Below are 25,250 nucleotides of genomic sequence, written 5' to 3' on the forward strand. Positions count from 1 at the left end.
AAATTTTATATTTAAATTTTTTAAAAATAAATACATATTTTTTGATTGTCTACTTCTTTAATATTAAAATTCATATCATAAAGACGTTTTAAATTATTTTCAGTTATCATTTCTTCTGTTGAAGTATGATTAACTAATTTCCCATCCTTTAGAGCTACTATAGTATCTGAATAACATGATGCAAAGTTAATATCATGAATTACTATTACTATAGTTTTTCCAAAATCATTTACCATTTGTCTAAGCATTTTCATCATTTCAGCTGAATGCTTCATATCTAAGTTATTTAGTGGTTCATCTAATAGTATGTAATCTGTATCTTGAGCTAATATCATTGCAATATACGCTCTTTGTCTTTGACCACCACTTAACTCATCTATATATTTATCTTGAATATCTGTAAGCTTCATATAGCTTAATGCATCCTCAATAAACTTTTCATCTTCCTTTTTAAGCTTCCCTTCGCAATATGGGAATCTTCCAAAGGAAACTAATTCTCTAATAGTTAATCTTATATTTAAATTATTATTTTGCTTTAATATTGATAGTTTTTTAGATAACTCTTTAGAATCCCAAGCTTTTATTTCTTTTCCATCTATAAAAACTTCACCTGAATCAGCATCTAAAAGTCTCGAAATTATTGATAAAACTGTACTCTTACCAGCTCCATTAGGTCCTATAAAAGAAGTTATTTTTCCTTCTTCTATATTAAAAGAAACATTATCTACAACTTTTTTACTTCCATAGCTTTTATTAATATTTTTTATTTCTATCATAGCTTACTCTCCCTTAATAATAGATTTATAAAGTATATTCCACCGATAAAATTAATTACTATACTTATAGTTGTAGTAAAGTTAAATACTCTCTCTACTAAGAACTGTCCTCCTACTAAAGCAATGATGCTAATAAGAGTTCCAACTATAAGAAGGACTGAATGTTTATAAGTTTTCGTTATTTCGTAAGTTAAGTTAACAACTATAATTCCTAGGAAGGTTATTGGTCCAACTAAGGCTGTTGATAATGATACTAATATTGCTACAATTACTAATATCTTTTTACTAAACTTATCATAATCTACTCCTAAGTTTACTGCTTGTTCTCTTCCCAAGGACATAACATCTAGCTTATTAAAATCCTTATATAGTAAAATTGCTATTATAGCTAGTATTATTACTGAAACTACTAATATCTCCGTATTGACTAAGCTAAAGGAAGCAAATAATTTTGCCTGTAGGGCATCAAATTCATTAGGATCTATAAGAACCTGCATAAAAGATGACATACTTCTAAATAATGTTCCAACTACAGTACCTACAAGTAGTAAGAAAAATATATTGTTTCTTCCACTCTTAAGAACTACCTTAAATAAAATCATAGCTAATATTACCATTAAGGTTCCTGATACTAAAAAGTTAACTGTTTTATTAACCATAAATATTGATGTTGATCCAAATATAAATACTACTATGGTTTGTACTAACCCATATAAAGAATCTAAACCAATAATACTTGGTGTTATGATTCTATTATTAGTTATTGTTTGGAATAATAATGAAGCTACTGAAATAGTGCTTCCAGCTATTAGAATTCCTAATACTTTTGGAATCCTAAGGGATAAATTAAATCTATAGTTTTTTGCATTTAATCCCCATACTACAAACAATACTAAGAATGTTATTGCAAGCACGGACATTATAATTATTTTTTTCTTATTATTTCTCATTATTTATTCCTCCTAAATATTAAATAAAGGAATATTACAGCTCCAATAACTCCAATAGTTAAATCTATAGGAATTTCATATGGTGCAATTATTAGTCTGCTAATAATATCACAAGCTAGTACAAAACTTGCACCTAGGAGAGCAACTATAGGCATATTATTCTTAAGGTTGTCCCCTTTCCATATAGAAACTATATTAGGTATTATAAGTCCCACAAAAGGAATACTACCTACTGTTATTACAACTAACGATGAGATTAATGCTACTATTGTAATTCCTATGTTAGTAACCCTCTTATAATTTAATCCAAGACTTACTGACATCTCTTCTCCCATACCTGCTAATGTAAATTTATGTACATACGAAAAAGCTATAATTACTAACGGAATACTCAAATAAAGTATTTCATAGTTTCCTTTTAAAACAGTTGAAAAATTTCCTTGTAAAAAGGCCCCCATACTTTGATTTAAGTTGTATTTATATGCAAAGAAATCTGTTATCGATCCTATTACATTACCAAGCATAATACCAACAAGTGGTATAAATATTATATTCTTTATTTTTATCTTCTTCAGGATAGACATAAATATAAATGTTCCTACTAAAGAAAATATAAATGCTAGCATCATTTTCTGAAATATATTAGCTGATGTAAATAATATTAAAGAAAATAGAACTCCTAGCTTTGCTGAATCTACTGTTGCTGCTGTACTAGGTGATATAAACTTGTTATTACTTATTTGCTGCATAATAACACCACTTATGCTCATTCCTACACCAGCCACCAATATACTTAAAAGTCTTGGTAATCTACTTATCATAAGGATTTCTATATCCTTAGATTCCATATTTAGAATGTTTATTTCTGATACACCGATAAAGATTGATATCACTGATAATATTATAGTAATAATCAATAAAGATTTTTTAGTCATATGATCCACTCCCGCTATTTGATAATCCGTATCAACTGACTACTATTATAATTGATAAAGATTATCATTGTCAATATATATTTGAAATAATTTCCCCTTTTTATACAAAGATTTCCTATATCAATAAAATAAACAGGAATCTTTAACATATTTTGCTGCGTCGACCTCGCAAGCTCCAAGTCGAGATACGAATAATATGTTAAAGACCTCTTGAGTAATTTAATCTTGTTTCTTCATATATAACCATTGTAAAATAATTACATACGCAGAAAAATAAAGGAGGCTTTATCTTGAAAAAATTATTAACTTCCATAATATTTGTACTGATCTTTTCTATATTTTTTATTGGATGCAGTGACAAATATTCTATCCCTGAAAAAGATAATATTAGGGAAACAGCTTATAATTGGATTGATGACAGTATAAAATCAACAATAATAGATTGGAAGACTTCAAAGGTAGAAAAAATAACATTTGACAAAGAACATTTAATTATAAATGAAACAGAAACTTTAGATATTATCAATAATGAAGCATTTAAAGTAACTTTTACTACAAAAGATGATGACTTATTAGGACCAGTTATAGTTTATTTAGATTCAGATACTTCTGAAGTATTGGGTATGGATTTTAGAGAATAAATTAGAATTTATCGCTTACCTTATTTTAAGCAAGCAAAGGATTTTATTGAATAAATCCCAATTTGTAAAATAGATTTAGATAAACAATCTTTTTAAAAAGCTTTATCCATATAAATAAAAACTTCCAAACAAAAAAACTCAGATAAAATCCGAGTTTTTTAACATGCAATCCCCTTTTGATTTAGAATAAATTACAAGATAATTATCCATTATCCAATTTAAATTATTAATTATAAAAAGCTCAGTTCGCTGAGCTTTTTATTCTCTGTATTTATTGACTTCCTTTTTAACTATTACTAACAAATTATTAAGTTCATTTATTTCACCATCTTCAACCAGCTTATTTAATGAACTTTCAAATCTAACTGCTTCTGCGCTTTTGCCATAGGATCTTAAAGTCAATATGTTGTGCATTATATTTGAAATTATATCTGATTTAATTTCAAATAACTTTTGGGCATCTTTTATTTCATCTTTAATATCAAGCATAAGTTCATCTAATTCAAAGGCTGCATCTGCTGCTTTTTTAAGCTTTTCTCTTACTACATCTGGTAATTGCTTTTTATACTTATAATTTAAAGAATGCTCTATTGTAGCCCAGAAATTCATGGATAAAGTTCTTATTTGAAACTCAGCCAATATTTCTAGTTGTTCTTCTGCCATATTAATTGGATATTTTATTACAATATGGTAGCTTCTATATCCACTTTCTTTAACTCCTCTAACATAGTCTTTTTCATAAAGGATCTGCATATCACGCCTTCCCCTTAATATTTCAACTACCTTATCTATATCATCAACAAACTGGCACATAATCCTAATGCCGGCTATATCTTCAATTTCATATTTTAACCTATCTGAAGGAATTTCAAATTTGTTAGCCTTCTCTAAAAGACTAGATAATTCCTTAACTCTACCCGTTACAAATTCTATAGGTGAATACTCATTTCTTTTTCTATATTCCTTTCTTATGCTTCTAAGTTTAACTTTTAGCTCCTCCACTGCCTGCTCATAAGGCATGAAGAATTTTTTCCAATCATGATTAACCATATTCATCACCCTTTTCAAACTTCACCTTAATCATTATATCAAAAATATCAAAAAGTGTAATTATATAATTGCATTAATATTTAAAATTCATATATCTACAAATAATGCTATAATATGTTATAATTAGATGTAACTACATTTTTGAGGGGAATACTTATGACAAAAATAAATATAGATAAAAATGAAACTATTAGAAATACTAAAGAGTCGTTGTCTAATATCGATAATGATACTAAGAAAATTAATAATTTGTTTTTAAAAGAAGTTGATTGTCCAACATGTAAAAACTCTTTTAGAACACCAACTATGAAAGTTAATGTTCCAAGAGTAGCCTCAAGAGACTCTGATTTTTTTATTAGATATGTTGCAGACAATCCTTATTTTTATGAAGTCTGGATTTGTCCATCTTGTGGATATTCAGCTTTAAAAAGTGATTTTCCAAAGCTTAGAGATTATCAATCTAAATTAGTTAAAGAAAAAATCACACCGAAATGGGTTAATAGAGAATATGCTTTACCTTTTAATGAGAAAACATCAATAGAAAGGTACAAGCTAGCTCTAGTAAATTCTTTAATTATTGAAAGTAAGTCTAGCACTAAAGGAATAATTTGCTTAAAAATTGCTTGGATGTATAGACTTCTATTAGATGAAACTAATGAAAAAAACTACATAAAACAAGCTTTAATGGCACTAGAGGAGGCTTACATAAATGAGAAGTTGCCTATCTACGGCTTAGATAGATTTTCTATTATGTACCTTATTGGTGAATTAAATAGAAGAATAGGTGAAAACACAATAGCACTAAGATGGTTTTCAGAAGTCATTACATCTATAGGTGCTCCACAAAAAGTAAAAGAAATGGCTCGAGATAGTAAAGATAAAATTGGGAGGTACTAATATGGGTTTATTTTCTAGATCTAAAAGTAATACTTTAGTTAAAGAAGAATCTACAATTGAAACTGTAAACGAAATTCCTACTTATGAGGTTGACACAAAAGACGAAACAAATAGTATTTTAAAGGATGAGATGGCTAAATTAAGTCTAAGCAGCTCAAGTATTTCTTCTGCTGTTCAAGAAGTAAATAGTTCTCTTTCCTCATTAACTAACGCTACATTATCACAAGCTGAAGAATTAGGTACTGCTCGAGATATTTTAGAAAACTTCAATAATCGTATGGAGAAACTTGCATACAATATAACTAATGTTCAAATATCAGTTTTTGATACTGATAAAGTTGCAGATGAGGGATTAAATACTTTTACTGACTTAGATAAATCCTTAAAGTCCTTACAAGAAGCTTTCACAACAGTTAGCAGTACTGTTAACTCACTAGTTTCAAAATTAGAATCTGTAAATTCTATTACAGACTCTATAAGCCAAATTGCTAGCCAAACAAATTTATTATCTTTAAATGCTGCAATTGAAGCTGCTAGAGCTGGTGAAGCTGGTAAGGGATTCTCCGTAGTTGCTGGAGAAGTTAGAAAACTAGCTGAAAACTCAAAGCAATCTGTAGAAAGTATAACGAAAATATTAGACGATATTAAATCAGATATACTAGACACTTCGAAATCAATGCAAACAGCAAATGATGTTATAGATAATCAACAAAAAACTCTTCAATATACTAAGGGAAGCTTTAATAATATTAAATCTTCTATAGGTGAATCTATTATAGAAATTGATAACTGCATAGAAAATCTTACTGTAGCATCTTCTGAGAAAGATAATGTCTCATCTATTATTGAAAAAGTTTCAACATTATCACAAGAGCACTCTGCATTATGTGAGGAAATAGCTGCAAACATGGATCTTCAAGCAGGAAGCCTTGAAGAATTAGACTCCACTATTTCTGTGTTAAATAATAACCTATAGGTGCTTAGCACAATGGAAAATGAATAATTAAGAATTAAAATATATGGGAGCCATCGCATTATAAGATTTTATCTGATAGCGATAGCTCCCTTTTGCAATTATCAGTTAACAATTAATTTGTTTAGTTGCTTTAATTCTATTAAATTTATAGTATAAAGAGTAAAAAAGATAATAAAACCTAATTTTTATATACTATATATATGTATTCTGTGATATTAACAGAGTCCAGTAAAATTATTGCTGGACTTTAATTCCTAATAAATTTTTTGTCTTTAGAATCAATCCCTGTTTCATCATCAATGTATCGTTTTACTTTCATATGCAAATCATATTTTTCTCTAAGTTGAGTAATTTTCGTCATCATCGGTGAAGCATGATGTAGATCAAGAGACTGCTGGTCTTTCCAACTATCAATTAAAAGTACAGTTTCCTCGTCATCCATAGGAAAAAAATATTCGTATTGTATATTTCCATTTTCGGTACGAATATCATTTACAACTCCACTGGAGATCATCTCTTCTGCAAACTTTTTAGCATTTCCATTTTTACCGGTATAATAAATGTTTACAGTAATAGCCATTTTGATTTACCTCCTCAAACTCTAATTTATCGAGTAGTTTAATCTTCAAACAACTCATACAATTCGATTATACACTAAATATTTTATAATTTATATATAGGTTTTAAATACCGTACTATTCAATTTTCAAAGATCAATTTTTTAAATTACTTTGCAATAATTTCAATGTCTTCCTCAAACTAACTCTACAAATTAACTTTATCTAATTACTAATAAAAAAATATAGCTAAATAAATATTAAAACACACAATAATGGTTTAACTACATCTTTAAATAAAATAAATCTATTCATTCCGTATATCTACTTAGAGCGATAACAATTAACATTTATCAGTTAACAATCATCAATTATTGTTGTAACTCAGATCGCCTGAGTTTCCTCCTTAAGTTGGCTAGCACATTGCAAATTTAAATATAACAAAAGAACTTTATAGATTTTTATGCGAATGTCGACTTGGAGGCTGCGACCGAGAACAGAGCATAAAATCTATAAAGTTCTTAGTTAGTTAATTAAATAAATAAATTTACGTTAGAGGAATTTGCTTCCCCTAAGTAGTATCCTACTCCCCCATAAGTTATTCCATCTATTAATTCTTCTTTTTTAATTCCCATAACATCCATGGACATTGTGCATGCAACTATTTCTATTCCATTTTCTATAGCTGCTGTCATTAAGTCTTCTAAGGATTGGATATTTTTATTCTTCATGACACCTCTTATCATTTTAGCACCCATTCCACCCATGTTCATTCTTGATAAGCCAAGTTTTTTACTTCCTCTTGGCATCATCATTCCGAAGGCTTTTTCTATAATGTTTTTAGGTGTATTAACTTTTTCTGGCTTTCTTAAAATATTTAATCCCCAGAAGGTAAAGAACATTGTAACTTTTTTACCCATAGTAGCTGCACCATTTGCTATTATAAATGAAGCAATTGCTTTATCTAAATCTCCACTAAAGACTACCATAGTTTGTCCGTTCTTATTTTCTACTATTTGATTTGATGAGGAAGATGCTAATGTTTTATCTATTGCATCTGAATTTCTATTATCTATAGAATGTCCTTCTCCATTGCCTTTTAAAATAGTAGCTTCAATTATGCCTTTATTCTTTTCAATATCTAAAAGCTTATTATTAGTTGTTCTAGACCATGCTTCTATATCTCTATAGAAACCTTCATCTGACGCTCTAACCTTTAAGACTTCTCCCTCTTCCATCATATCCATCATTTGTTTTACTTGCATTAATGGTCCTGGGCAAGATAATCCTGTAGCATTTAACTCTCTAATTTTATCTAAGGCAACTTCTTTCATTGCTAACTCTTCACTCCTATTACTAATACTATTATTTAAATCCTTAGCCTCATACTTCCAGTTAACATAAGTCTTGTATCCACCATTTAAATTTTTAGCCTTATATCCATGTGCTTTTAAGATTCTAACAGCTATATATCCTCTTATACCAACTGCACAATATACTATTATTTCTTTATTCTTATCTAATTTATCTAAGTTGTTTCTTAATTCATTAACTGGTATGTTAATTGAGTTTTCTATACTTCCTAAAGCTACTTCTGATTCATCTCTTGTATCTAATAGGATTTGTTTATCTAGATCTAGATTTTCTAAATCTTCTATGTTAATTATATCTACTAATTCATTAGCTTCATTTTCTGCAATAAATCCTGCCATATTAGCTGGAGATTTGGCTGATAAGAATGGAGGTGCATATGCTAAGTCTAGATCTTTTAAATCTTCCATAGTGCCACCAAATTTAATAGTTGTAGCAATTACATCTATAAATTTATCTACACCTTCGTATCCTAATACTTGAGCTCCTAGTAATTTACCATTTTCAGCATCATATAATACCTTAATGTTTAGGTTAGTTGCATCTGGATAATAACCAGCATGGCTTAAAGGATGTAGATATACTTTCTTATAATTTACATTATTTCTCTTTAAAGCTTTTTCATTATTCCCTGTTGCAGCCGCTACCATATCAAATATCTTTATTATAGCTGTTCCAAGACTTCCCTTGTATTTTGCTTCCTTTCCTGAGATATTATCTGCTATTATTCTTCCTTGTTTATTAGCAGGACCTGCTAGAGGAATATAAGCTTCCTTTCCACTTACTATATCTTTTACTAATACTGCATCTCCTCCTGCATATACTCCTTCAACGCTTGTTTCCATTTTTTCATTAACAAGTATATGACCTCTTTCTCCAAGGCTTATTCCACTATTTCTTATAAAACTTGTATCTGGAGATACCCCTATAGCTGAAATAACTATATCCGTCTCTACTTCTCTATTATCTTCAAGTACAACCTTAACTGTAGATTCTTCATCTTTAAAAGCTACTACTTTCTTATTTAAAATTATACTAACCTTGTTATCATTTAACTCCTTTTCTATTAATCTAGAAAATTCTTCATCAAAGTTAGATAAAAGATGAGGTGCTGCTTCTACTATAGTTACATCTAATCCCTTATACTTTAAATTTTCAGCCATTTCTATACCAATGAAACCACCACCTATAACTACAGCTGATTTCATTTTAGAATTAATTGAATACTCTTTTATTCTATCGACATCTTTTACATTTCTTACAGTAAAGATTTTATTACTATCTATACCTGGAAGGTTTGGTCTAATAGGTTTAGCTCCAGGAGCTAAAATTAAATAATCATAGTTTTCTTCATACTCTTTATCAAAGGATTTTACCTTAACCTTTTTCTCATCAGTATTTACAAAAACAACTTCACTATTAACCCTAACATCAATATTAAATCTATCTTTCATTTTTTCAGGAGTTTGTAATAATAAACTCTCCCTGTCTTTTATAACTTCTCCAATATAATAAGGCAGTCCACAATTTGCAAAGGAAATATGCTCACCTTTTTCAAAAATTACTATATCTAAATCTTCCTTTAATCTCCTAAGTCTTGCAGCAGCAGAAGCCCCACTTGCTACTCCCCCTACTATTAATGCTTTTTTACTCATTAAATTTCCTCCTAAAATATTAATTAATATCATTATATCACTATATTCAAATATTTGAATATATATTTTATAAAAAAAGCATCTTAAAATTTTATACTAAGCAATAATATTACTTATATGATATGCTTACTCTCATATTAAGTAATATTAATAATAAATTTCTTGATACTTTCTTTTGTTACTCATATCCATAAAAAAAACTTTTATTCTTACCTAAACTACTTTTTGATTAAAAATGAAATTATTCACTTATTAAGGATTTAATTATTCCTTCTACTCTTTTGTCTACTACTTCATAAACTATTTCAAGACCATTTCTTTCACCTTTAATAATCCCTATACTTTTTAACTTTTGCAAGTGTTGTGAAATAGTTGATTGAGGCATTCCTAAACAGCTATGCATATTCGTTACATTACAGCATCCCTTTTCTAACAGGTTTTTAACTATACAAATTCTTACTGGGTGTGCTAATACCTTTAAAAATTCTGCTACTTCTTCGTATTGTTTATAATTACTATCCACCATACCACCTCATTTATGACTTTCCCTTTTAAAATCATTTTATTGTTATATTCAAATTTTAAGACATTGTTAATAATTTGTCAAGTTGCTTAGTAAATCCAATTCTTAATTTTTATTTTTCCTCTACCCAGTTCTAATATTCCTCGCCTTTCAAGAGACTTAAGACTTCTACTCACCACCTCTCTTGAAGATCCTATATCAGCTGCAATTTTTTCATGAGTTGTATAAATTATTTTACTACCATTGTTATTAGCCATCGTAGTTTTAAAATAATCTATTATTCTATTTTCTATACTATCGAAGGTAACCTTTTCCAGACCTTCAACAACATTTTCAAACTTATTATATAAGTTCTTAAATATATACTTTAAAAAACTATTATTATTAAGTAAATATTTCTTAAATAAATCCATAGGAAGTACTGCAATTAAAGCATTTTCCTCTACTTCTGCAAAAGAGATTTCATCAGTCTCAGTTAGTGCACAAAGAATAGTGTTAAAGCAGTTGTCCCCTTTTCCTAGTCTATACAGGGTAATTTCTTTTCCATCATCACCTAACTTATATACTCTAAGCCTTCCTTCTAATATAAAAGAAAATCCTATACAACTAACTTTATTATCAAATACATTTTGTCCTATTTCAAAATTGTTTAAAATTATTCTCTCAGAAAAAATCCCTAACACTTCTGTATCTAATTCATTTAAAAATGGGTAACTCTTACTTATATTTTTTATTATATCCATACTTCACCTACACAATTGAATCATTTAAATTACTTTCTAAATAAAAAAAGTAAAACTACCTTAATTGTAGCTTTACTCTTTTTAATAATCAATAGTTCCTATATATAAGTTACTTAAATACTAATATTTCTCAAATATTATTTGCACAAAATATAGCTTTATAGAAAATAAATTGTTCTATATATAGTTCAATTAATAATCTACATCTATAAAATTATATCCTTATAACTTTAAAATAATTCTTTAGTACGTTATCTAAATTCAAAGCATAGATCTTTTTATTTTTATATTGTTTTAAAGTCCTAATAGGCGATCTATTTGTCTCTTATCAAATCCAACTACTATATTACCATTTATATCCAAAACAGGAACTCCCCTTTGGCCACTCTTTGCTACCATTTCCATAGCTCCTTGTCTATCGTAAGAAACATTTACTTCTTCATATCCAACATGGTTACTTTTTAAGTAATTCTTTACCTTTGTACACCATGGACATGTGTTGCTTGTATATACTTTTATATTATTCATTTTTAAATTCCTCCGTATCATAAATTCTATTATGATATAAGTATATTCTTAAGCGACCTTTTTGACTGTAACAAAGTCACAAAATAATTAAGAATGAATCATTAAATAATTAAAAAGTTCTGCACTAAATGATGTAGTCAAGAAAATCTAAATTAAAATATTAGTCGTTGATCTTCTCTAAAGTTATAGGAAATAATCTTATTTAAAAACAATTATATTTAAAAGACAGCTACAACTAAAAATAAGTATACAAAAAATCCAATAGTACTAATTATATGAAGTTTTTTCGAAAGTCCCCTTTTTTTCGTTAAGAAATATCCTGTAATTCCAATAGATAGCATAACTAAAGTAAATCCAATATATTTAATAAAATCTGTAGTTCTTATCTTTTGAAATAAAGCCAAGCACATGGCTAATACAGATAAAGTACCAACAGCAATATGAGCTTTTCTATAATTGAACTTCCTTATTTTGAAAAGCTTAGGTATATAATAAACAATAAGTGCTAACATAAATAAATTTGATGATATTCTTTCCATGGTTCCTCCAATTATAGTTCCTCTTTAAGTTTTCTAATTGATTTTTCTTCTGGTGAAATAGTCTTTATTCTAAAGATAAAATAATAGAATTTACATAGAATAAGTAAAACTATAACGCCCTTCATAATTAAACTATCTATAAGTATTAATGGAAATGCTAACATAAAATCAGCAAATGCTAATAAAGTAACCTTTTCTTTCAATGTCATTGCTCTTTCATTTACAAAGGATTCTAAATGGTTTTTATATAGCTTTGTATTTATAAACCAATTATTAAACCTTTCAGAGCCCCTTGCAAAACAATAAGATGCAAGTAATAAAAATGGTGTTGTTGGCAATATAGGTAATGCCACTCCTATGGCCCCTAACACTACTGCAATAAGACCTACCGTTATATAGATGTATTTTTTAATAGACTTCATAATAATTCCCCTTTTTTATTAATAAATTTCCACATATAGATTTATCCCATCGCTACCATTGCTAACACTCCCACCCTCTATAAGGAGGAGCTAAGCACTGCTACGCGCCTGGATTAGTTCTTCTAACCTTCATATGGAGTAGGCATCCTGCACTCTGTGAAATTTATTCACACAAAATACAAGACTTTGGTTCACTACTTTTTAAGAAAACTCCACCTGAAGATAAGAATCACTTTATATTGAGTTCGAATGGTAACTAAAAAATCTAATCTTCAAAACTCATCCATGAGTTTTTTCCTTAATTATTAACTGTTAATTGCTAATTGTTAATTGACTAGTATGTCATATGTCTAAATAATTCTATTGGATTGTATATAAGAAGCCTTGGACCTGAGAATCTCATAACTTCCTTAACCTTATCCTTCATATCCTTCTTATAGCAATGTATTGGACACTTTGCACAGGTGCTTTTTTCTTCACCAAATTTGCAATAGCTAAGTCTTTTATGAGCATATTCTAATAACTCCTTACATTCCTCACATAATTCTTTATTCTTATGCTTTTTCTTACAATAAATATTTATCATAAGCTCAATAGTTCTTTTTTCTCTCTCAATTTTAGTCATATATCCCACTCCTACATTTATATTAATAAAATATTAATGTTCATTCTAAATATATCTTTATAGATACTGATAATCATTATCATTAAATCTTTTTAAATAAAGGAACTGCTTTATAATTATATTTTTCTAACAGTTCCTTTATTTTGTTATACTAGTTCAATTTTCTTATTTTCTAATTTATAAACCTTATCGCATATAGCAGTTGTAGACTTTCTATGTGAAATAAGAATTATAGTTTTATCTTCACAGTTTTCCTTAATAGACTTAAGTATTTCACCTTCATTTAGGGCATCTAAATTACTTGTTGGTTCGTCTAATATAAGTACTTTACTATCTTTTAAGAAGGCTCTAGCCAGACCAATTCTTTGCTTTTCTCCTGAAGATAGATTTGATCCAAGTTCCCCAACTTTAGTGTCATATCCTTTAGGTAATGTTAATATAAAATCATGAATTGATGCTTTCTTACATGCTTCTATAATTTCTTCTTCAGTAGCATTTTTGTTTCCTATCTTAATGTTCTCTTTAATAGATTCATTAAATAAAAATGTTTCTTGGCTTACTAATCTTTGAGTATTTCTTAAAGATTTTGTGTTAACTTCTTTTATGTTTATATTGTCTATTTTTATATCCCCTGAATTTACATCAAAGAATCTCATTATAAGCTTAATAAATGTACTCTTACCTATCCCACTTTCACCTATTAATGCAACCTTATCTCCCTTTTTAATATTGATATTAGTTCCATCTAATATAGTTTCTTCTCTGTTTGGATAAGAGAACGTTACATTATTGTATCTTATATCTTCACAGTTTATATCTGCTTTTCCTTCTACTTCTTCAACTAATGGATTTTCATCTAAAATCTCAAATATTCTCTCTGCACAAGCAAAGGTTTGAAGTAATGTATTTGAAAGATTACTTAAGGCAACTACTGGTCCAAAAGAAGAAGCAACTATTACTATAGCTACTATTGCAGCTGTAAATGTAATATCTCCTGCTAAGAACTTGTGAACTCCTAGAACTACAAAAGTTAATATCGCTACCATAATTGTAAGATCTGTTAAAGCTCTTATTATTCCTTCATGTTCCTTTATCTTATCTAAGCTCTTATTTAACTTAGCTGAATTTTCTTTTATTTTTTCTAATCTTTCTTCACCATTTTTAAATAGTAATACTTCTTTTAATCCTCTTAAAGAATCTAAAACATAGTTATTACTTTCTCCAAATGAATTTCTGTAATTTACTCCTGCTTCTTTAGCAAAACTAGAAGATGCATAAGGAATTACAAAACCAATTATTAAATAAAATATAGCTGCAATTACTCCAAAGATAGGACTAATTATAAATAATATTATAGCTATTATAGAGTTTGTTATAATTGCTATTGATATTGGTGCTATTGTATGAGCATAAAACACTTCTAAAAGCTCTATATCAGAAGTTATTAATGCTATTAAGTTTCCTTTTTCCTTACCTTCAAGCTTAGCTGGTGCAAGCTTTCTTAATACTGTAAATATCTTATCTCTTAAAATATATAAAATTTTAAAAGCTATATAGTGACCTGATAATTGTTCACCATATCTTAAGAATCCTCTAAGAATTGCTGCAACTGCCATAACTATTAATGCCCCCTTAAAGGATATAAAAGTTATATCTCCTATATGAGCACCTAGTGCTACTGCCCCAAAGGCAGCTATAGAAGTAGCTGCTAGAAATCCTAAAACTCCTAGAGATATTGTTATTAACATTATTGGTGCTAGAGGTTTTAGTTCAACTATTAATCTCTTCATTATTTGGAAGCCTGATCTTCTTTTCATATTAACAAACCTCCCTAATTTCTTCTAATTCATTTTGCTTGTTAACCATGTTACTATAATATCCTTCAGCCTTCATTAACTCATTATGAGTTCCTTCTTCTACTAAAGATCCCTTATTCATAACATATATGTTCTTAGCTTCTTTAACATTAGCTAATCTATGAGATATAACTAATATAGTCTTATCCTTAGAAAGTTCATATATAGCTTCCCATATAGCTTCTTCACTTTCTACATCTATATTTGATGTAGCTTCATCAAATATTATCATCTTTCTATTAGCAAGTATTGCTCTAGCTAGAGCTAATCTTTGCTTTTGACCTCCAGATAAGGCACTTCCTGCCTCACCTACATTAGTGTTTAATTTATCTTTTAATCCTTCTATAAAACTATCTAATCTCGATACTTTTAAGGCTTCATTTATTTCCTCTGTAGTGGCATCCTTTTTACCTACTAAAAGGTTGTCTAATATACTTCCATTAAATATATAGCTATTAGTAGATATTAAAGCTATATTTTCATATATAAGATTTGAATCTAAGTTTTCAATATCTTTTGAGTTCAATAGAACTTGCCCTTTATTAACCTTGTGGTTATTTAGGATTATTGAAGCGATAGTACTCTTTCCAGAACCACTTTCTCCAACTATTGCAACTATTCCCTTTGGTGTTATTTCCATATTAACATCCTTAACAACTTCTCTTTCTCCATCATAGCTGAAAGTAACATTCTTAAGACTTATATTAATATCATCTTTAATTTCTTTTATAGAATTATCTACTGCTTTTTCTCTTTCCTTAGCATCTAGAATTCCAAAGATTCTATCTGATGCTGCCATACCATTCATAGCTATATGGAAGTAAGATCCTAAAAGTCTAAGTGGTATAAAGAATTCTGAAGATAAAAGTATTACTATAAGTAAGCTTCCTGGAAGTAAATCTCCATTTCTAAATTGAATTAATGCAACTATAGTTCCAAGAGCTGCTCCTCCAAATGCAACTAAGTCCATTATCGTAATAGAATTTAATTGCATACTTAAAACCTTCATAGTAATTTTTCTAAACTTTTCAGCTTCAACATTCATTTTTTCATGTCTTTCTTCATCTATATCAAAAACCTTTAAAGTTGTAAGTCCTTGAAGATTTTCTAAAAAGCTTCCACCTAGGTCTGAATAACTTTTCCAGTAATCCTTTAAAATTCTCTTTGCAATCTTCATTATTGCAATAATAGAAACAGGAATTAGAGGTACTGAAAGTATAAATACTAGAGCAGCTTTAAATGAAACAAAGCTCATAAAAACAAATAATGTAACTGGTACTAATAAAGAATAAAAGAATTGAGGTAAATACTTTCCAAAGTATATTTCTAATTGTTCTACTCCCTCTACCATAACTTGAACTATTGAAGATGTGCTTTCCACACTACTATAGCCTGTACCAAGTCTAAGCAATTTTTTATATACAAGTTCTCTTAGCGTCGATCTAGCCTCTACTGAAGCTAAATTAGAAAACTTAGCATATAAAATATTTGAAATAAATCTGATAGTTAAAAGAATAACTATAATAATTCCTGGTTTTAAAATTGACTCCATATTTATGGAAGTTAATCCACCCATGTAAACTTTATTAATAAACTGTCCAACAAGAAAAATTATTATTATATTGCAAATGATTGCAAGCCAGTTTACTAGTATAGTTAGACCGATGTACTTTTTTGATTGGCTACATAAATTTATTAGCCTTTTATTAATCATCATAATATCTTCTCCTAACATAATTGATATTGATACTCATTTGTATATGATAAATACAGTTGCAATTATACATTAACTGATATGCATTTTCAATAGCAAATTAAAACTTTAACATTATTATTTCTATTTCTACTAATTATCACCTATATATAGTTTAAAATATTAAAATAAAGGTATATTTCCTCCTTACAAAATTACTCTTCACCCTTTTTTCTTATCTACGCTAATATTTTTATCTTATATATGCATATTATGATAGTTTACTTATTTCCCCATATAATTATTTAAAATTACTTTATATCTATTTTTGCAAAAAATAAACCTAGGTTTCCCTAAGTTATATTTTGTGAATCAAAAAATAAAAAATTATGAAAAAAACTCCTTACGGAGTTTTGAATAAAAGTGCTTTGCATTTTACTTACTAGTCTTATAATTTCCTATGATTTTAAAGTATCCACTATTCTTCTCTATTAGTTTTAAAGCATTTTTAACAGTTTCATCTTTTAAATTACCTTCAAAATCAACATATAATAAGTATTTCCAAGACTCATGTTTGTCAGGTCTTGATTCTATCTTAATCATATTGATGTTATTTTCAGCAAAATGGCTTAATAATCTATATAGTGTACCTGCCTTATCATCTAGAGAAAATACTACACTAACCTTATTGCAAGAATCATCATAATTTAAATCTTTACCTATTATAATAAATTTAGTATGATTATCTTTCTTATCATTAATGCTTTCTTTAACTATATTTAATCCATAAATATCAGCAGCTCTCTTACTTCCAATAGCAGCCTTGGTTTTATCCTTTAAATCTGCTATATGTTTTGCACTTATTGCTGTATTGTGATATGGAATTAATCTTAAAGCTGGATACTTACTTAAAAATCCCTTACTTTGCTCAAAGCCTTGTGTATGAGAATATACTTCTTTAATAGTATCTAAAGTTGCACCTTCAACACTCATAAGATGTTGATCTATCTTTATACATTCTTCACCAATAATATAAAAATTATATTTTACTAAAAGATCATAAACTGCAGTAATAGCTCCAGTATAGGAATTTTCAATTGGAAGAATAGCATATTTTACTTCATTATTTTCTAAAGCCTTAAAAACATCAGAAAACTCTTCATAATTTTGTAGCTTACTGTATGCTTTAAAATATTTAATAAGAGCCTCTTCACTAAAAGAGCCTTCTACCCCTTGATATCCTATAACATCATTCTTATCAATATTAAACTCTTCATTTTTCCCTTTACAATTATCCATTAAGTTTCCTTGAAGGAATCTGCTTAGCTCCATTATATTTTCAAAAAATCCTCTAGTTATATCACTATAGTCCTTATTATTAAGAAGTGAAATATTTTTTTCTATTACTTCCTCTTCTCTTTTACTATGAAAGATAGGTAAATTTCTTTCTTTTTTATATTCTCCTACCTTTAAAGCAACATTCATTCTCTTCTCAAATAGGGAAACTAACTCCCTATCTATGGAGTCAATTTCCTTTCTATAATCTTCTAAGTTCCCCATTACTCTCTCCCCTTTAATAAATCAAGTATTCCAATAGCAGTAACTGCTTCAATAACCGGTACTGCTCTTTGAACTATGCAAGGGTCATGTCTTCCTTGTATTTGGAATTTAACATTTGTCTTATTCTTGATATCTATAGTATTTTGCTCCTTTAATATAGATGAAGTTGGCTTAACAGCAACCTTAAATACTATTGGCATTCCATTGGAAATACCTCCATTAATTCCACCATTATTATTAGTCTTAGTCTTAACTACATCTCCATCATAGTAGAATTCATCATTAGCTTCTGAACCATATAAGGTAGTAATATCAAAACCTCTTCCAAATTCTATTCCCTTAACTGCAGGTACAGAGAAGATTAAATGTGATATTGTAGATTCAACAGAATCAAAGAATGGATTTCCAACCCCAGGCTTAATACCAACTACTGCACACTCAACAGTTCCCCCTACAGAGTTTCCATTATATTTAGCTTGCATTATTGTATGCTTAATCTTATCTTCTAATTTTGAATCTAATAAAGGAAGTTCTTTTTCTCTTAATTCCTTTAACTCTTCTTTTGAAATATTAATATTGTCAAAATCTTTGTCTTTAATATCCTTAACAGAGGCTATATGAGCCCCTACTACTATTCCTCTATCTTCTAATATTTGCTTGCATATAGCTCCAGCAAATACAAGTGGTGCTGTAATTCTTCCTGAGAAATGTCCACCACCTCTATAATCATTAAATCCTAAGTATCTTGCATTACCTGCAAAATCAGAGTGTCCAGGTCTCATAAAGTCCTTAGTTTTCTCATAATCCTTAGATCTTGTATCTCCATTTCTAATAATTGCACATAGTGGTGCCCCAGTAGTCTTTCCTTGAAAAACTCCACTTAAAATCTCAGGTAAATCCGCTTCTTTTCTTGCTGTAGATAGCTGATTTTTACCAGGTGCTCTTCTTGCCATTTCTTCTAAAATCTTATCCATATCTAGTTCAAACCCTATTGGCAATCCATCTATATTAATTCCAATTGCATTTCCATGAGATTCTCCAAATATAGAAACCTTTAAATTATTCCCCCATACTGCACTCATTTACTTTTCCTCCTAGCATTTTGTAATCCTCAAAAAAGCTTGGATAGGACTTTGCTACACAATCATAATCCTTAATAATTATCGGATTCTTACACCTTGTAGCTGCAATTGCTAATGTCATTGCAATTCTATGATCCTTCCAGCTCCAAACTTCAATGCCACCTTCTAATTCTTCTACTCCATCTATTATTAAACCTTCTTCTTTTTCAATAATCTTAGCTCCAAGCTTATTAAGTTCAGTTGCAACAGCCTTTAATCTATCACACTCTTTAATTCTAAGCCTTCCAGCATTAATAATTTCAGTTCTTCCTTCTGATAAAGCTGCTACTAAAGATATCACAGGTATAATATCCGGACATTGAGATGCATCTATTAATGTAGATTTTAATTTACAATTATCTTTTATAGTTATACTATCTTTAAATTCGAATTTTGAACCCATTCTTTCTAAAATATCTATTGCTTCCTTATCTCCTTGCAAAGAATCTTCTCTTAAATCTAGAAGTTTAACTTTAGAGCCTAATGCATTTGCAGAAAGATAAAAGGCTCCTTGAGAATAATCACCTTCAACTCTATAATTTCTTGAATTATAGCTTTGGCCACCCTTAATTATAAATTCTTTATAATCGTTATTTTCTATATCTATACCAAAATCCTTCATGCAAGATAAGGTTAAATCAATATATCCTTTTGATTCTAATTCTGTGCTTATTATTATTTTTGAATCTCCCTCTAATAATGGAAGGGTAAATAATAATCCAGTTATAAATTGAGAGCTAATATTTCCTGGTAGAACAAATTCTCCAGCCTTTATACGACCTTTTACCATTAGATTTAACTCAGTATCTACTGCATTATATTTAATTCCTTGTTCTTTAAATATATTATAATAAGTATCTAGTGGTCTCTTACCTAAGTTTCCTCTACCAATAAACTTAGTCATTCCATCAAATAATAAAGATATTGGAACTAAAAACCTTAAAGTTGATCCTGATTCATTACAATCAACTGTTCTTGCAGACTTCCTTTTTGCATCTTTATGAAATGCACCTGTTATAGTTAATTTATCTTCATTCTTATCTATAACTGCTCCAAGAGATACCATTGCATCTATAGTTGCATTAATATCATCTGAATAATCAATATTATCAATTACTGAAACTCCACTACTAAGAGAAGCACAAATTATTCCTCTATGAGCCATACTTTTTGAAGGAGGTATCTTAACCTTTCCTTCTAATTTAGTATTTAATACTTCAATCTTCATAAAAAACCTCCTCTTTAATTAACAATTGGCAATTAGCAATTAACAATTATTGATGTAATTCCTTCAGAATTACTAGAATAAATTACTTTCAAAACTCCTACGGAGTCTTCCCCTTACCTCTTAACTTTTACCTGTGCAACAGCACTAATGAATAATAGATAATTGACTTTGATCAATTGGTTTAACAAAGCTATTTCCTATTTCAGTAATAAAAATTAAATTAAGCTTTTTACCTAAATTCTTTTTATCTAAAGTCATAGCTTCCTTTATTTTATCAATATTTATATCTAACTTATAAGGTAAATTATATTTTATTAAAATTTCTTTTATTATTTCAGATTCACCTTTTTTAGTTTCACCTAGAGCTTCACTTAGCTTAGTTATTTCATACATCCCAATTGCAACTGCCTCACCATGAGTATATTTACTAAAATTATAATATTGCTCAATAGCGTGACCAATTGTATGCCCAAAATTTAAAAGCATTCTATCTCCAGTATCTTTTTCATCCTTTTCCACAACTTCTTTCTTAATTTTACAACAATTGTGAATAATGTATTCAATATTGTTCATAACTTCTTCTTTACTGTTAAAACTTTCAAGTTTCTTAAAGAATGCACTATCTTTAATACATCCATACTTTATAACTTCTGCCATTCCATCATTAAAGAACTTATCAGTTAATGAAGATAATACATCTGGATCTATAATAACTTTCTTAGGGTGATAAAAACTTCCTACTAGATTCTTACCTCTTTCTAAATCTACTCCTACCTTACCACCAACACTACTATCTACTTGAGCTAAAAGAGTAGTTGGACATTGGATAAAAGGAATACCTCTTAGATATGTAGATGCTACAAATCCACCTAAATCTCCTATAACTCCTCCTCCTAAAGTTAATATTAAATCACTTCTATTAACCTTAAAATCTAAAAGTTCATTATAAGCTTTAGGTAAAATATTAAAAGATTTAGTTTCTTCACCTGCTTTTAAAACAAACTTTTTAACAATATATCCTTCTTCTTCTAAAGCCAGAACCACCTTATCGCCATAATATTTATCAACATTTTCATCAGTGAGAACAAAAATCTTATTACCTACAAAAACTTCTTTAACTTCTTTACCTATCCTACTTAATAAGCCTCTTTCTATAACTATGTCATACTTGCTATGAGATAAATCAATAGATAGTTTCATTTCTACACCCGCTTTCAATTAATAATTAGCAATTAACAGTTAACAATTTTAGATTAAATTCAGCCTAGCTGAATTTATAATAATAATGAAGGAATTAAAGAATAATGAAGGAATTAAAGAATGAAGAAGGAAACTCAGCTTGGCTGAGTTTCTAAATCTAATTTCTTTATAAGAAATTCAGATTTTCTGAATTTCACCACTCATTTTTTCATTTTTTCACGTCAATAAAAACATAGTTTTTTATTGACTCTTCATTTTCCACTGTGCAACAGCACCCTACAGTTCTCTTCCTACTGCAGCTGCTATTGCTTTTAATTCTTGTACTAATGTTTCGTAATCATTTGGTCTTATTGATTGTGGACCATCACATAATGCCTTTTCAGGATTGTTGTGAACTTCTATTATAAGTCCATCTGCGCCTACTGCTACTGCTGCTTTTGCTAGTGGAGATATCATAAATCTCTTTCCTGTAGCATGGCTTGGATCTACTATTACTGGTAAATGGCTTAGCTTCTTAACAGCTGGGATAGCACTTAAGTCTAATGTATTTCTTGTGTAAGTTTCGAAAGTTCTTATTCCTCTTTCGCAAAGAATTACATTTTCATTTCCTCCAGCCATAATATATTCAGCTGACATTAACCATTCTTCTATAGTAGCTGATAAACCTCTTTTTAATAATATTGGCTTTTTAGTTCTACCTAATTCATTTAACAAATCGAAGTTTTGCATATTTCTTGCACCAACTTGAATAACATCTACATCTCTTTCGAAAATTTCAATATCATATGGTGACATAATTTCTGTTACTATTGGAAGTCCTGTTTTTTCTCTTGCAATCTTTAAAAGTTCTAATCCATCATATTTTAATCCTTGGAAACTATATGGAGAAGTTCTTGGTTTAAATGCTCCTCCTCTTAAGAAGTTTGCCCCTAACTTTTTAACTTCTTCTGCTACAAATGTTAATTGTTCCTCACTTTCAACAGAGCAAGGTCCAGCTATCATTGCTAGCTTTTTTCCACCTATTTGACTTCCATTTACATCAACTATTGAATTATCTGGATGGAATAATCTATTAGCTTTCTTAAATGGCTCTTGAACATGCATTACCTTTTCTACAATATCATTGGCCTCAATTTTTAAAGCATCAATTTTGCTAGTGTCTCCAACTAATCCAAGGATAATAAGGTCTGTTCCTATTACAGGGTTAACCTTAACACCTTCTCCTTCTAATTCATTTGTTAACTTATCAATTTCCTCTTGTTTTGTTCTTGGTTTTAAAATTATTACCATGAATAAAGCCCCCTTTATATTATTTATATTTTTATGTTTATTATTTTGAAAGTTAATAACTCTCTATATTAAAAAAGAGAACTCCTATGAGTTCTCTTGAATAATCAAAATATTTTACTTAAAAAATATATAAATTTATACTATGCACTCATAAGAATGGAATTATTATTTTTTTTGCAGAACAAATAGCCAGCGCTAAAGAAAAAGCCCCAGAATATAAAGTAAAAAAAGCTATTAAATTGTGCTGCTTTATTTATAATTCCTTTCATAAGAATCCTCCATAAATTTATTTTCAAAATTTCTTTCCCTAATTATACCAAACCATAGGTCATTGTCAATATTTTTAAGAATATTTTTTCAATTTAATATCCTATATTTAAATATATAAACTACACATATAATCTTATAAAATTATAGATTAAAAATGTTATTTTAATAAATTACCTAAATTGAAAGCATCACTTTTTAATTTATATATAAGTTGCCAAGATAGCTACCTACTTTAAATGCTTTAAGCACAAATTGTAACTTAATGTACAGTAGAATCTTTATTCCAACTTATATATAAAAGATTTATTACCATATTAATTATCCTATAAAATAGGTGCAACAAGTCTTATTAAAGCTTCTTTAATCTTCAATGCCCTACTTCTATTTTCATATTCTTCCATAGTTACTAACTTACAATCTTCAATATCCTTAATAAATATATCTTCTTGTTCTTTAGAGAACTTATCATCATAAATAATGGCATTTATTTCGAAGTTTAACTGAAAGCTTCTAATATCTAAGTTAGCTGTTCCAATGCTACATACCTTACCATCTGAAACTATTGTCTTAGAATGTATAAATCCCTTTTGGTAAGTGTAAAATTTCACACCCCACTCCATAAGGTCTCCCATATTAGCACTTAATATCCATTTCATAAAGAAGTGATCTGGCTTATCTGGAACCATTATTCTTACATCTATTCCAGATAAAGCTGCAATTTTTAATGCTTCCTTCATTGGTTCATCTGGCACTAAATACGGGGTTTGGATATAGACACTTTCCTTTGCATTGTTAATTATCTTCATATAAGCATTTTTTATATACTCTTCCTTATGATCTGGTCCTGATGAAACTATTTGAATTCCAATATTACCTGAGTCCTCTTGTAACTTAAAATACTTATCATAATTTTTAAGCTCACCTTCTGAAGCATAGTCCCAATCTAATATAAATCTTTTATTCAATTCATTTACTGCTTTCCCCTTTATTCTTATATGAGTATCTCTCCAGTAATCAAATTGATCACCTTTATTTACATATTCATCTCCAACATTAAATCCTCCTACATATCCAACTTCCCCGTCAATAACTACTATTTTTCTATGATTTCTAAAATTTAGACGTATATTTATCAAAGGTAATATTCCAGGAAAGAATATATGAAACTTAATTCCAAGACTTCTTATATATTTTATATCTTTATTTCTTATACTTTTAGATCCCATAGCATCTACTACAAATCTAACTTCTACACCATCTTTCACCTTTTTACTTAGTTCATCAATCAAGGTTTTTCCTAAGTTATCCATTCTAAATATATAATATTCTATATGTATAAATTCTTTTGCGTCTCTTATGTCATTTATTAATGCTTCAAACTTCTTTTCCCCATCTATAAAGGTAGTAAGAGAATTTCCTCCAGTATATAAAGCTCCTGAATGAGTATAATTCATTCTAACTAGCTCCATAAATTCAGATGATGTTCCCTTCTCTTTTTCTTCCTTAAACTTTTCCATTAAAACTTTTGATTTCTTTTCATCTACAACCTTTTTTTCTCTAAATATCTTTTGCCTACTTAAGTTCTGTCCAAATATCAAATATATAATGAACCCTACTCCAGGTAATACAAACAATATTAGTAACCATGCCCAAGTTGTATTAGGTTCTTTTCTTTCTATGAAAATCAAAGATATTGCTGATAAAATACTAATTACATAAGCTATTATTAACAATATAGAACTATTCATGATTATCACCTCATTTTTCAACAATTTTCCTTCATTTAATTATAACCTACTTTTCTAGAAAATAATAATTAAATAATTGAGAACAAAAAAGCTACC

At 28.6% G+C, this 25,250-nt stretch carries 23 protein-coding genes; 3 read left to right on the forward strand and 20 right to left on the reverse strand.

What is annotated here, in order from left to right; genetic code table 11:
- Window positions 1–20: 20 nt before the first annotated feature.
- Genes E6248_RS01410 through E6248_RS01420 form a run of 3 tightly spaced genes read right to left on the reverse strand, consistent with a single transcriptional unit; the run spans window position 21 to window position 2,661 of the window.
- The gene (locus E6248_RS01410) at window positions 21–776 is read right to left on the reverse strand and encodes an ATP-binding cassette domain-containing protein (protein WP_316339066.1); all 756 of its coding nucleotides are present in this window, start codon (window positions 774–776) and stop codon (window positions 21–23) included.
- Complete coding sequence (locus tag E6248_RS01415) at window positions 773–1,726, reverse strand: iron chelate uptake ABC transporter family permease subunit (RefSeq protein ID WP_316339067.1); 954 nt, start codon at window positions 1,724–1,726, stop codon at window positions 773–775. Before E6248_RS01415 ends, E6248_RS01410 begins: the two co-directional genes overlap by 4 nt.
- The gene (locus tag E6248_RS01420; protein WP_316339068.1) at window positions 1,726–2,661 is read right to left on the reverse strand and encodes an iron chelate uptake ABC transporter family permease subunit; all 936 of its coding nucleotides are present in this window, start codon (window positions 2,659–2,661) and stop codon (window positions 1,726–1,728) included. Before E6248_RS01420 ends, E6248_RS01415 begins: the two co-directional genes overlap by 1 nt.
- A gap of 290 nt (window positions 2,662–2,951) precedes the next feature.
- Here E6248_RS01420 and E6248_RS01425 point away from each other — a divergent pair, with 290 nt between their 5' ends.
- Window positions 2,952–3,302 carry a hypothetical protein gene (locus E6248_RS01425; RefSeq protein ID WP_316339069.1) on the forward strand — a complete coding sequence of 117 codons (351 nt, stop codon included), beginning with the start codon at window positions 2,952–2,954 and terminating at the stop codon, window positions 3,300–3,302.
- Window positions 3,303–3,560: 258 nt separating this feature from the next.
- Here the strand turns inward: E6248_RS01425 and E6248_RS01430 are convergent, their stop codons facing one another.
- Window positions 3,561–4,352 carry a GTP pyrophosphokinase family protein gene (locus E6248_RS01430; protein WP_316339070.1) on the reverse strand — a complete coding sequence of 264 codons (792 nt, stop codon included), beginning with the start codon at window positions 4,350–4,352 and terminating at the stop codon, window positions 3,561–3,563.
- A 156-nt stretch (window positions 4,353–4,508) separates the two neighbouring features.
- On the opposite strand from E6248_RS01430, the gene E6248_RS01435 reads away from it, so the two are divergent.
- Together E6248_RS01435 and E6248_RS01440 are read left to right on the forward strand one after the other, a co-directional pair.
- Window positions 4,509–5,249, forward strand: coding sequence for a DUF2225 domain-containing protein (locus tag E6248_RS01435; RefSeq protein WP_316339071.1), 741 nt, complete (start codon window positions 4,509–4,511; stop codon window positions 5,247–5,249).
- Window position 5,250: 1 nt separating this feature from the next.
- On the forward strand, window positions 5,251–6,225 hold the full coding sequence (locus E6248_RS01440; RefSeq protein ID WP_316339072.1) for a methyl-accepting chemotaxis protein: 975 nt from the start codon (window positions 5,251–5,253) through the stop codon (window positions 6,223–6,225).
- Window positions 6,226–6,472: 247 nt separating this feature from the next.
- Here E6248_RS01440 and E6248_RS01445 read toward each other — a convergent pair whose 3' ends face one another.
- The 16 genes from E6248_RS01445 to cls form a co-directional block, all read right to left on the reverse strand.
- Complete coding sequence (locus E6248_RS01445; RefSeq protein ID WP_316339073.1) at window positions 6,473–6,805, reverse strand: antibiotic biosynthesis monooxygenase; 333 nt, start codon at window positions 6,803–6,805, stop codon at window positions 6,473–6,475.
- Window positions 6,806–7,315: 510 nt separating this feature from the next.
- The gene (locus E6248_RS01450) at window positions 7,316–9,808 is read right to left on the reverse strand and encodes a DsrE/DsrF/DrsH-like family protein (protein ID WP_316339074.1); all 2,493 of its coding nucleotides are present in this window, start codon (window positions 9,806–9,808) and stop codon (window positions 7,316–7,318) included.
- Window positions 9,809–10,049: 241 nt separating this feature from the next.
- Window positions 10,050–10,331: a helix-turn-helix transcriptional regulator gene (locus E6248_RS01455; RefSeq protein ID WP_136007599.1), complete on the reverse strand. Its 282-nt coding sequence runs from the start codon at window positions 10,329–10,331 to the stop codon at window positions 10,050–10,052.
- A gap of 89 nt (window positions 10,332–10,420) precedes the next feature.
- On the reverse strand, window positions 10,421–11,074 hold the full coding sequence (locus tag E6248_RS01460; RefSeq protein ID WP_316339075.1) for a Crp/Fnr family transcriptional regulator: 654 nt from the start codon (window positions 11,072–11,074) through the stop codon (window positions 10,421–10,423).
- Between the two features lie 294 nt (window positions 11,075–11,368).
- The gene (locus tag E6248_RS01465; RefSeq protein WP_316339076.1) at window positions 11,369–11,602 is read right to left on the reverse strand and encodes a glutaredoxin domain-containing protein; all 234 of its coding nucleotides are present in this window, start codon (window positions 11,600–11,602) and stop codon (window positions 11,369–11,371) included.
- 218 nt (window positions 11,603–11,820) lie between these two features.
- The gene (locus E6248_RS01470; protein ID WP_316339077.1) at window positions 11,821–12,141 is read right to left on the reverse strand and encodes a hypothetical protein; all 321 of its coding nucleotides are present in this window, start codon (window positions 12,139–12,141) and stop codon (window positions 11,821–11,823) included.
- Between the two features lie 11 nt (window positions 12,142–12,152).
- Complete coding sequence (locus tag E6248_RS01475; RefSeq protein WP_316339078.1) at window positions 12,153–12,563, reverse strand: YbaN family protein; 411 nt, start codon at window positions 12,561–12,563, stop codon at window positions 12,153–12,155.
- A gap of 334 nt (window positions 12,564–12,897) precedes the next feature.
- Complete coding sequence (locus tag E6248_RS01480) at window positions 12,898–13,188, reverse strand: nitrous oxide-stimulated promoter family protein (RefSeq protein WP_316339079.1); 291 nt, start codon at window positions 13,186–13,188, stop codon at window positions 12,898–12,900.
- A 146-nt stretch (window positions 13,189–13,334) separates the two neighbouring features.
- A complete protein-coding gene (gene cydC / locus E6248_RS01485; RefSeq protein ID WP_316339080.1) occupies window positions 13,335–15,005 on the reverse strand; it encodes a thiol reductant ABC exporter subunit CydC in 1,671 nt (556 codons plus the stop codon).
- A 1-nt stretch (window position 15,006) separates the two neighbouring features.
- On the reverse strand, window positions 15,007–16,761 hold the full coding sequence (locus tag E6248_RS01490; RefSeq protein ID WP_316339081.1) for an ABC transporter ATP-binding protein/permease: 1,755 nt from the start codon (window positions 16,759–16,761) through the stop codon (window positions 15,007–15,009).
- A 411-nt stretch (window positions 16,762–17,172) separates the two neighbouring features.
- The gene (pheA, locus tag E6248_RS01495; protein WP_316339082.1) at window positions 17,173–18,297 is read right to left on the reverse strand and encodes a prephenate dehydratase; all 1,125 of its coding nucleotides are present in this window, start codon (window positions 18,295–18,297) and stop codon (window positions 17,173–17,175) included.
- Window positions 18,297–19,379, reverse strand: a complete 1,083-nt coding sequence (gene aroC, locus E6248_RS01500; RefSeq protein WP_316339083.1) for a chorismate synthase — start codon at window positions 19,377–19,379, stop codon at window positions 18,297–18,299. The genes pheA and aroC overlap by 1 nt, the downstream gene beginning before the upstream one ends.
- Window positions 19,357–20,646 carry a 3-phosphoshikimate 1-carboxyvinyltransferase gene (gene aroA / locus E6248_RS01505; protein WP_316339084.1) on the reverse strand — a complete coding sequence of 430 codons (1,290 nt, stop codon included), beginning with the start codon at window positions 20,644–20,646 and terminating at the stop codon, window positions 19,357–19,359. Before aroA ends, aroC begins: the two co-directional genes overlap by 23 nt.
- Window positions 20,647–20,790: 144 nt before the next feature.
- Window positions 20,791–21,846 (reverse strand): 3-dehydroquinate synthase, encoded by a 1,056-nt coding sequence (aroB, locus tag E6248_RS01510; RefSeq protein WP_316339085.1) that lies wholly within the window; start codon window positions 21,844–21,846, stop codon window positions 20,791–20,793.
- Window positions 21,847–22,122: 276 nt separating this feature from the next.
- Complete coding sequence (gene aroF / locus E6248_RS01515; RefSeq protein ID WP_316339086.1) at window positions 22,123–23,136, reverse strand: 3-deoxy-7-phosphoheptulonate synthase; 1,014 nt, start codon at window positions 23,134–23,136, stop codon at window positions 22,123–22,125.
- Between the two features lie 593 nt (window positions 23,137–23,729).
- A complete protein-coding gene (gene cls / locus E6248_RS01520; protein ID WP_316339087.1) occupies window positions 23,730–25,154 on the reverse strand; it encodes a cardiolipin synthase in 1,425 nt (474 codons plus the stop codon).
- Between the last annotated feature and the right edge of the window lie 96 nt (window positions 25,155–25,250).

Source organism: Clostridium sp., from assembly GCF_032552055.1.
In the GTDB taxonomy this organism is placed as follows: domain Bacteria; phylum Bacillota; class Clostridia; order Clostridiales; family Clostridiaceae; genus Clostridium.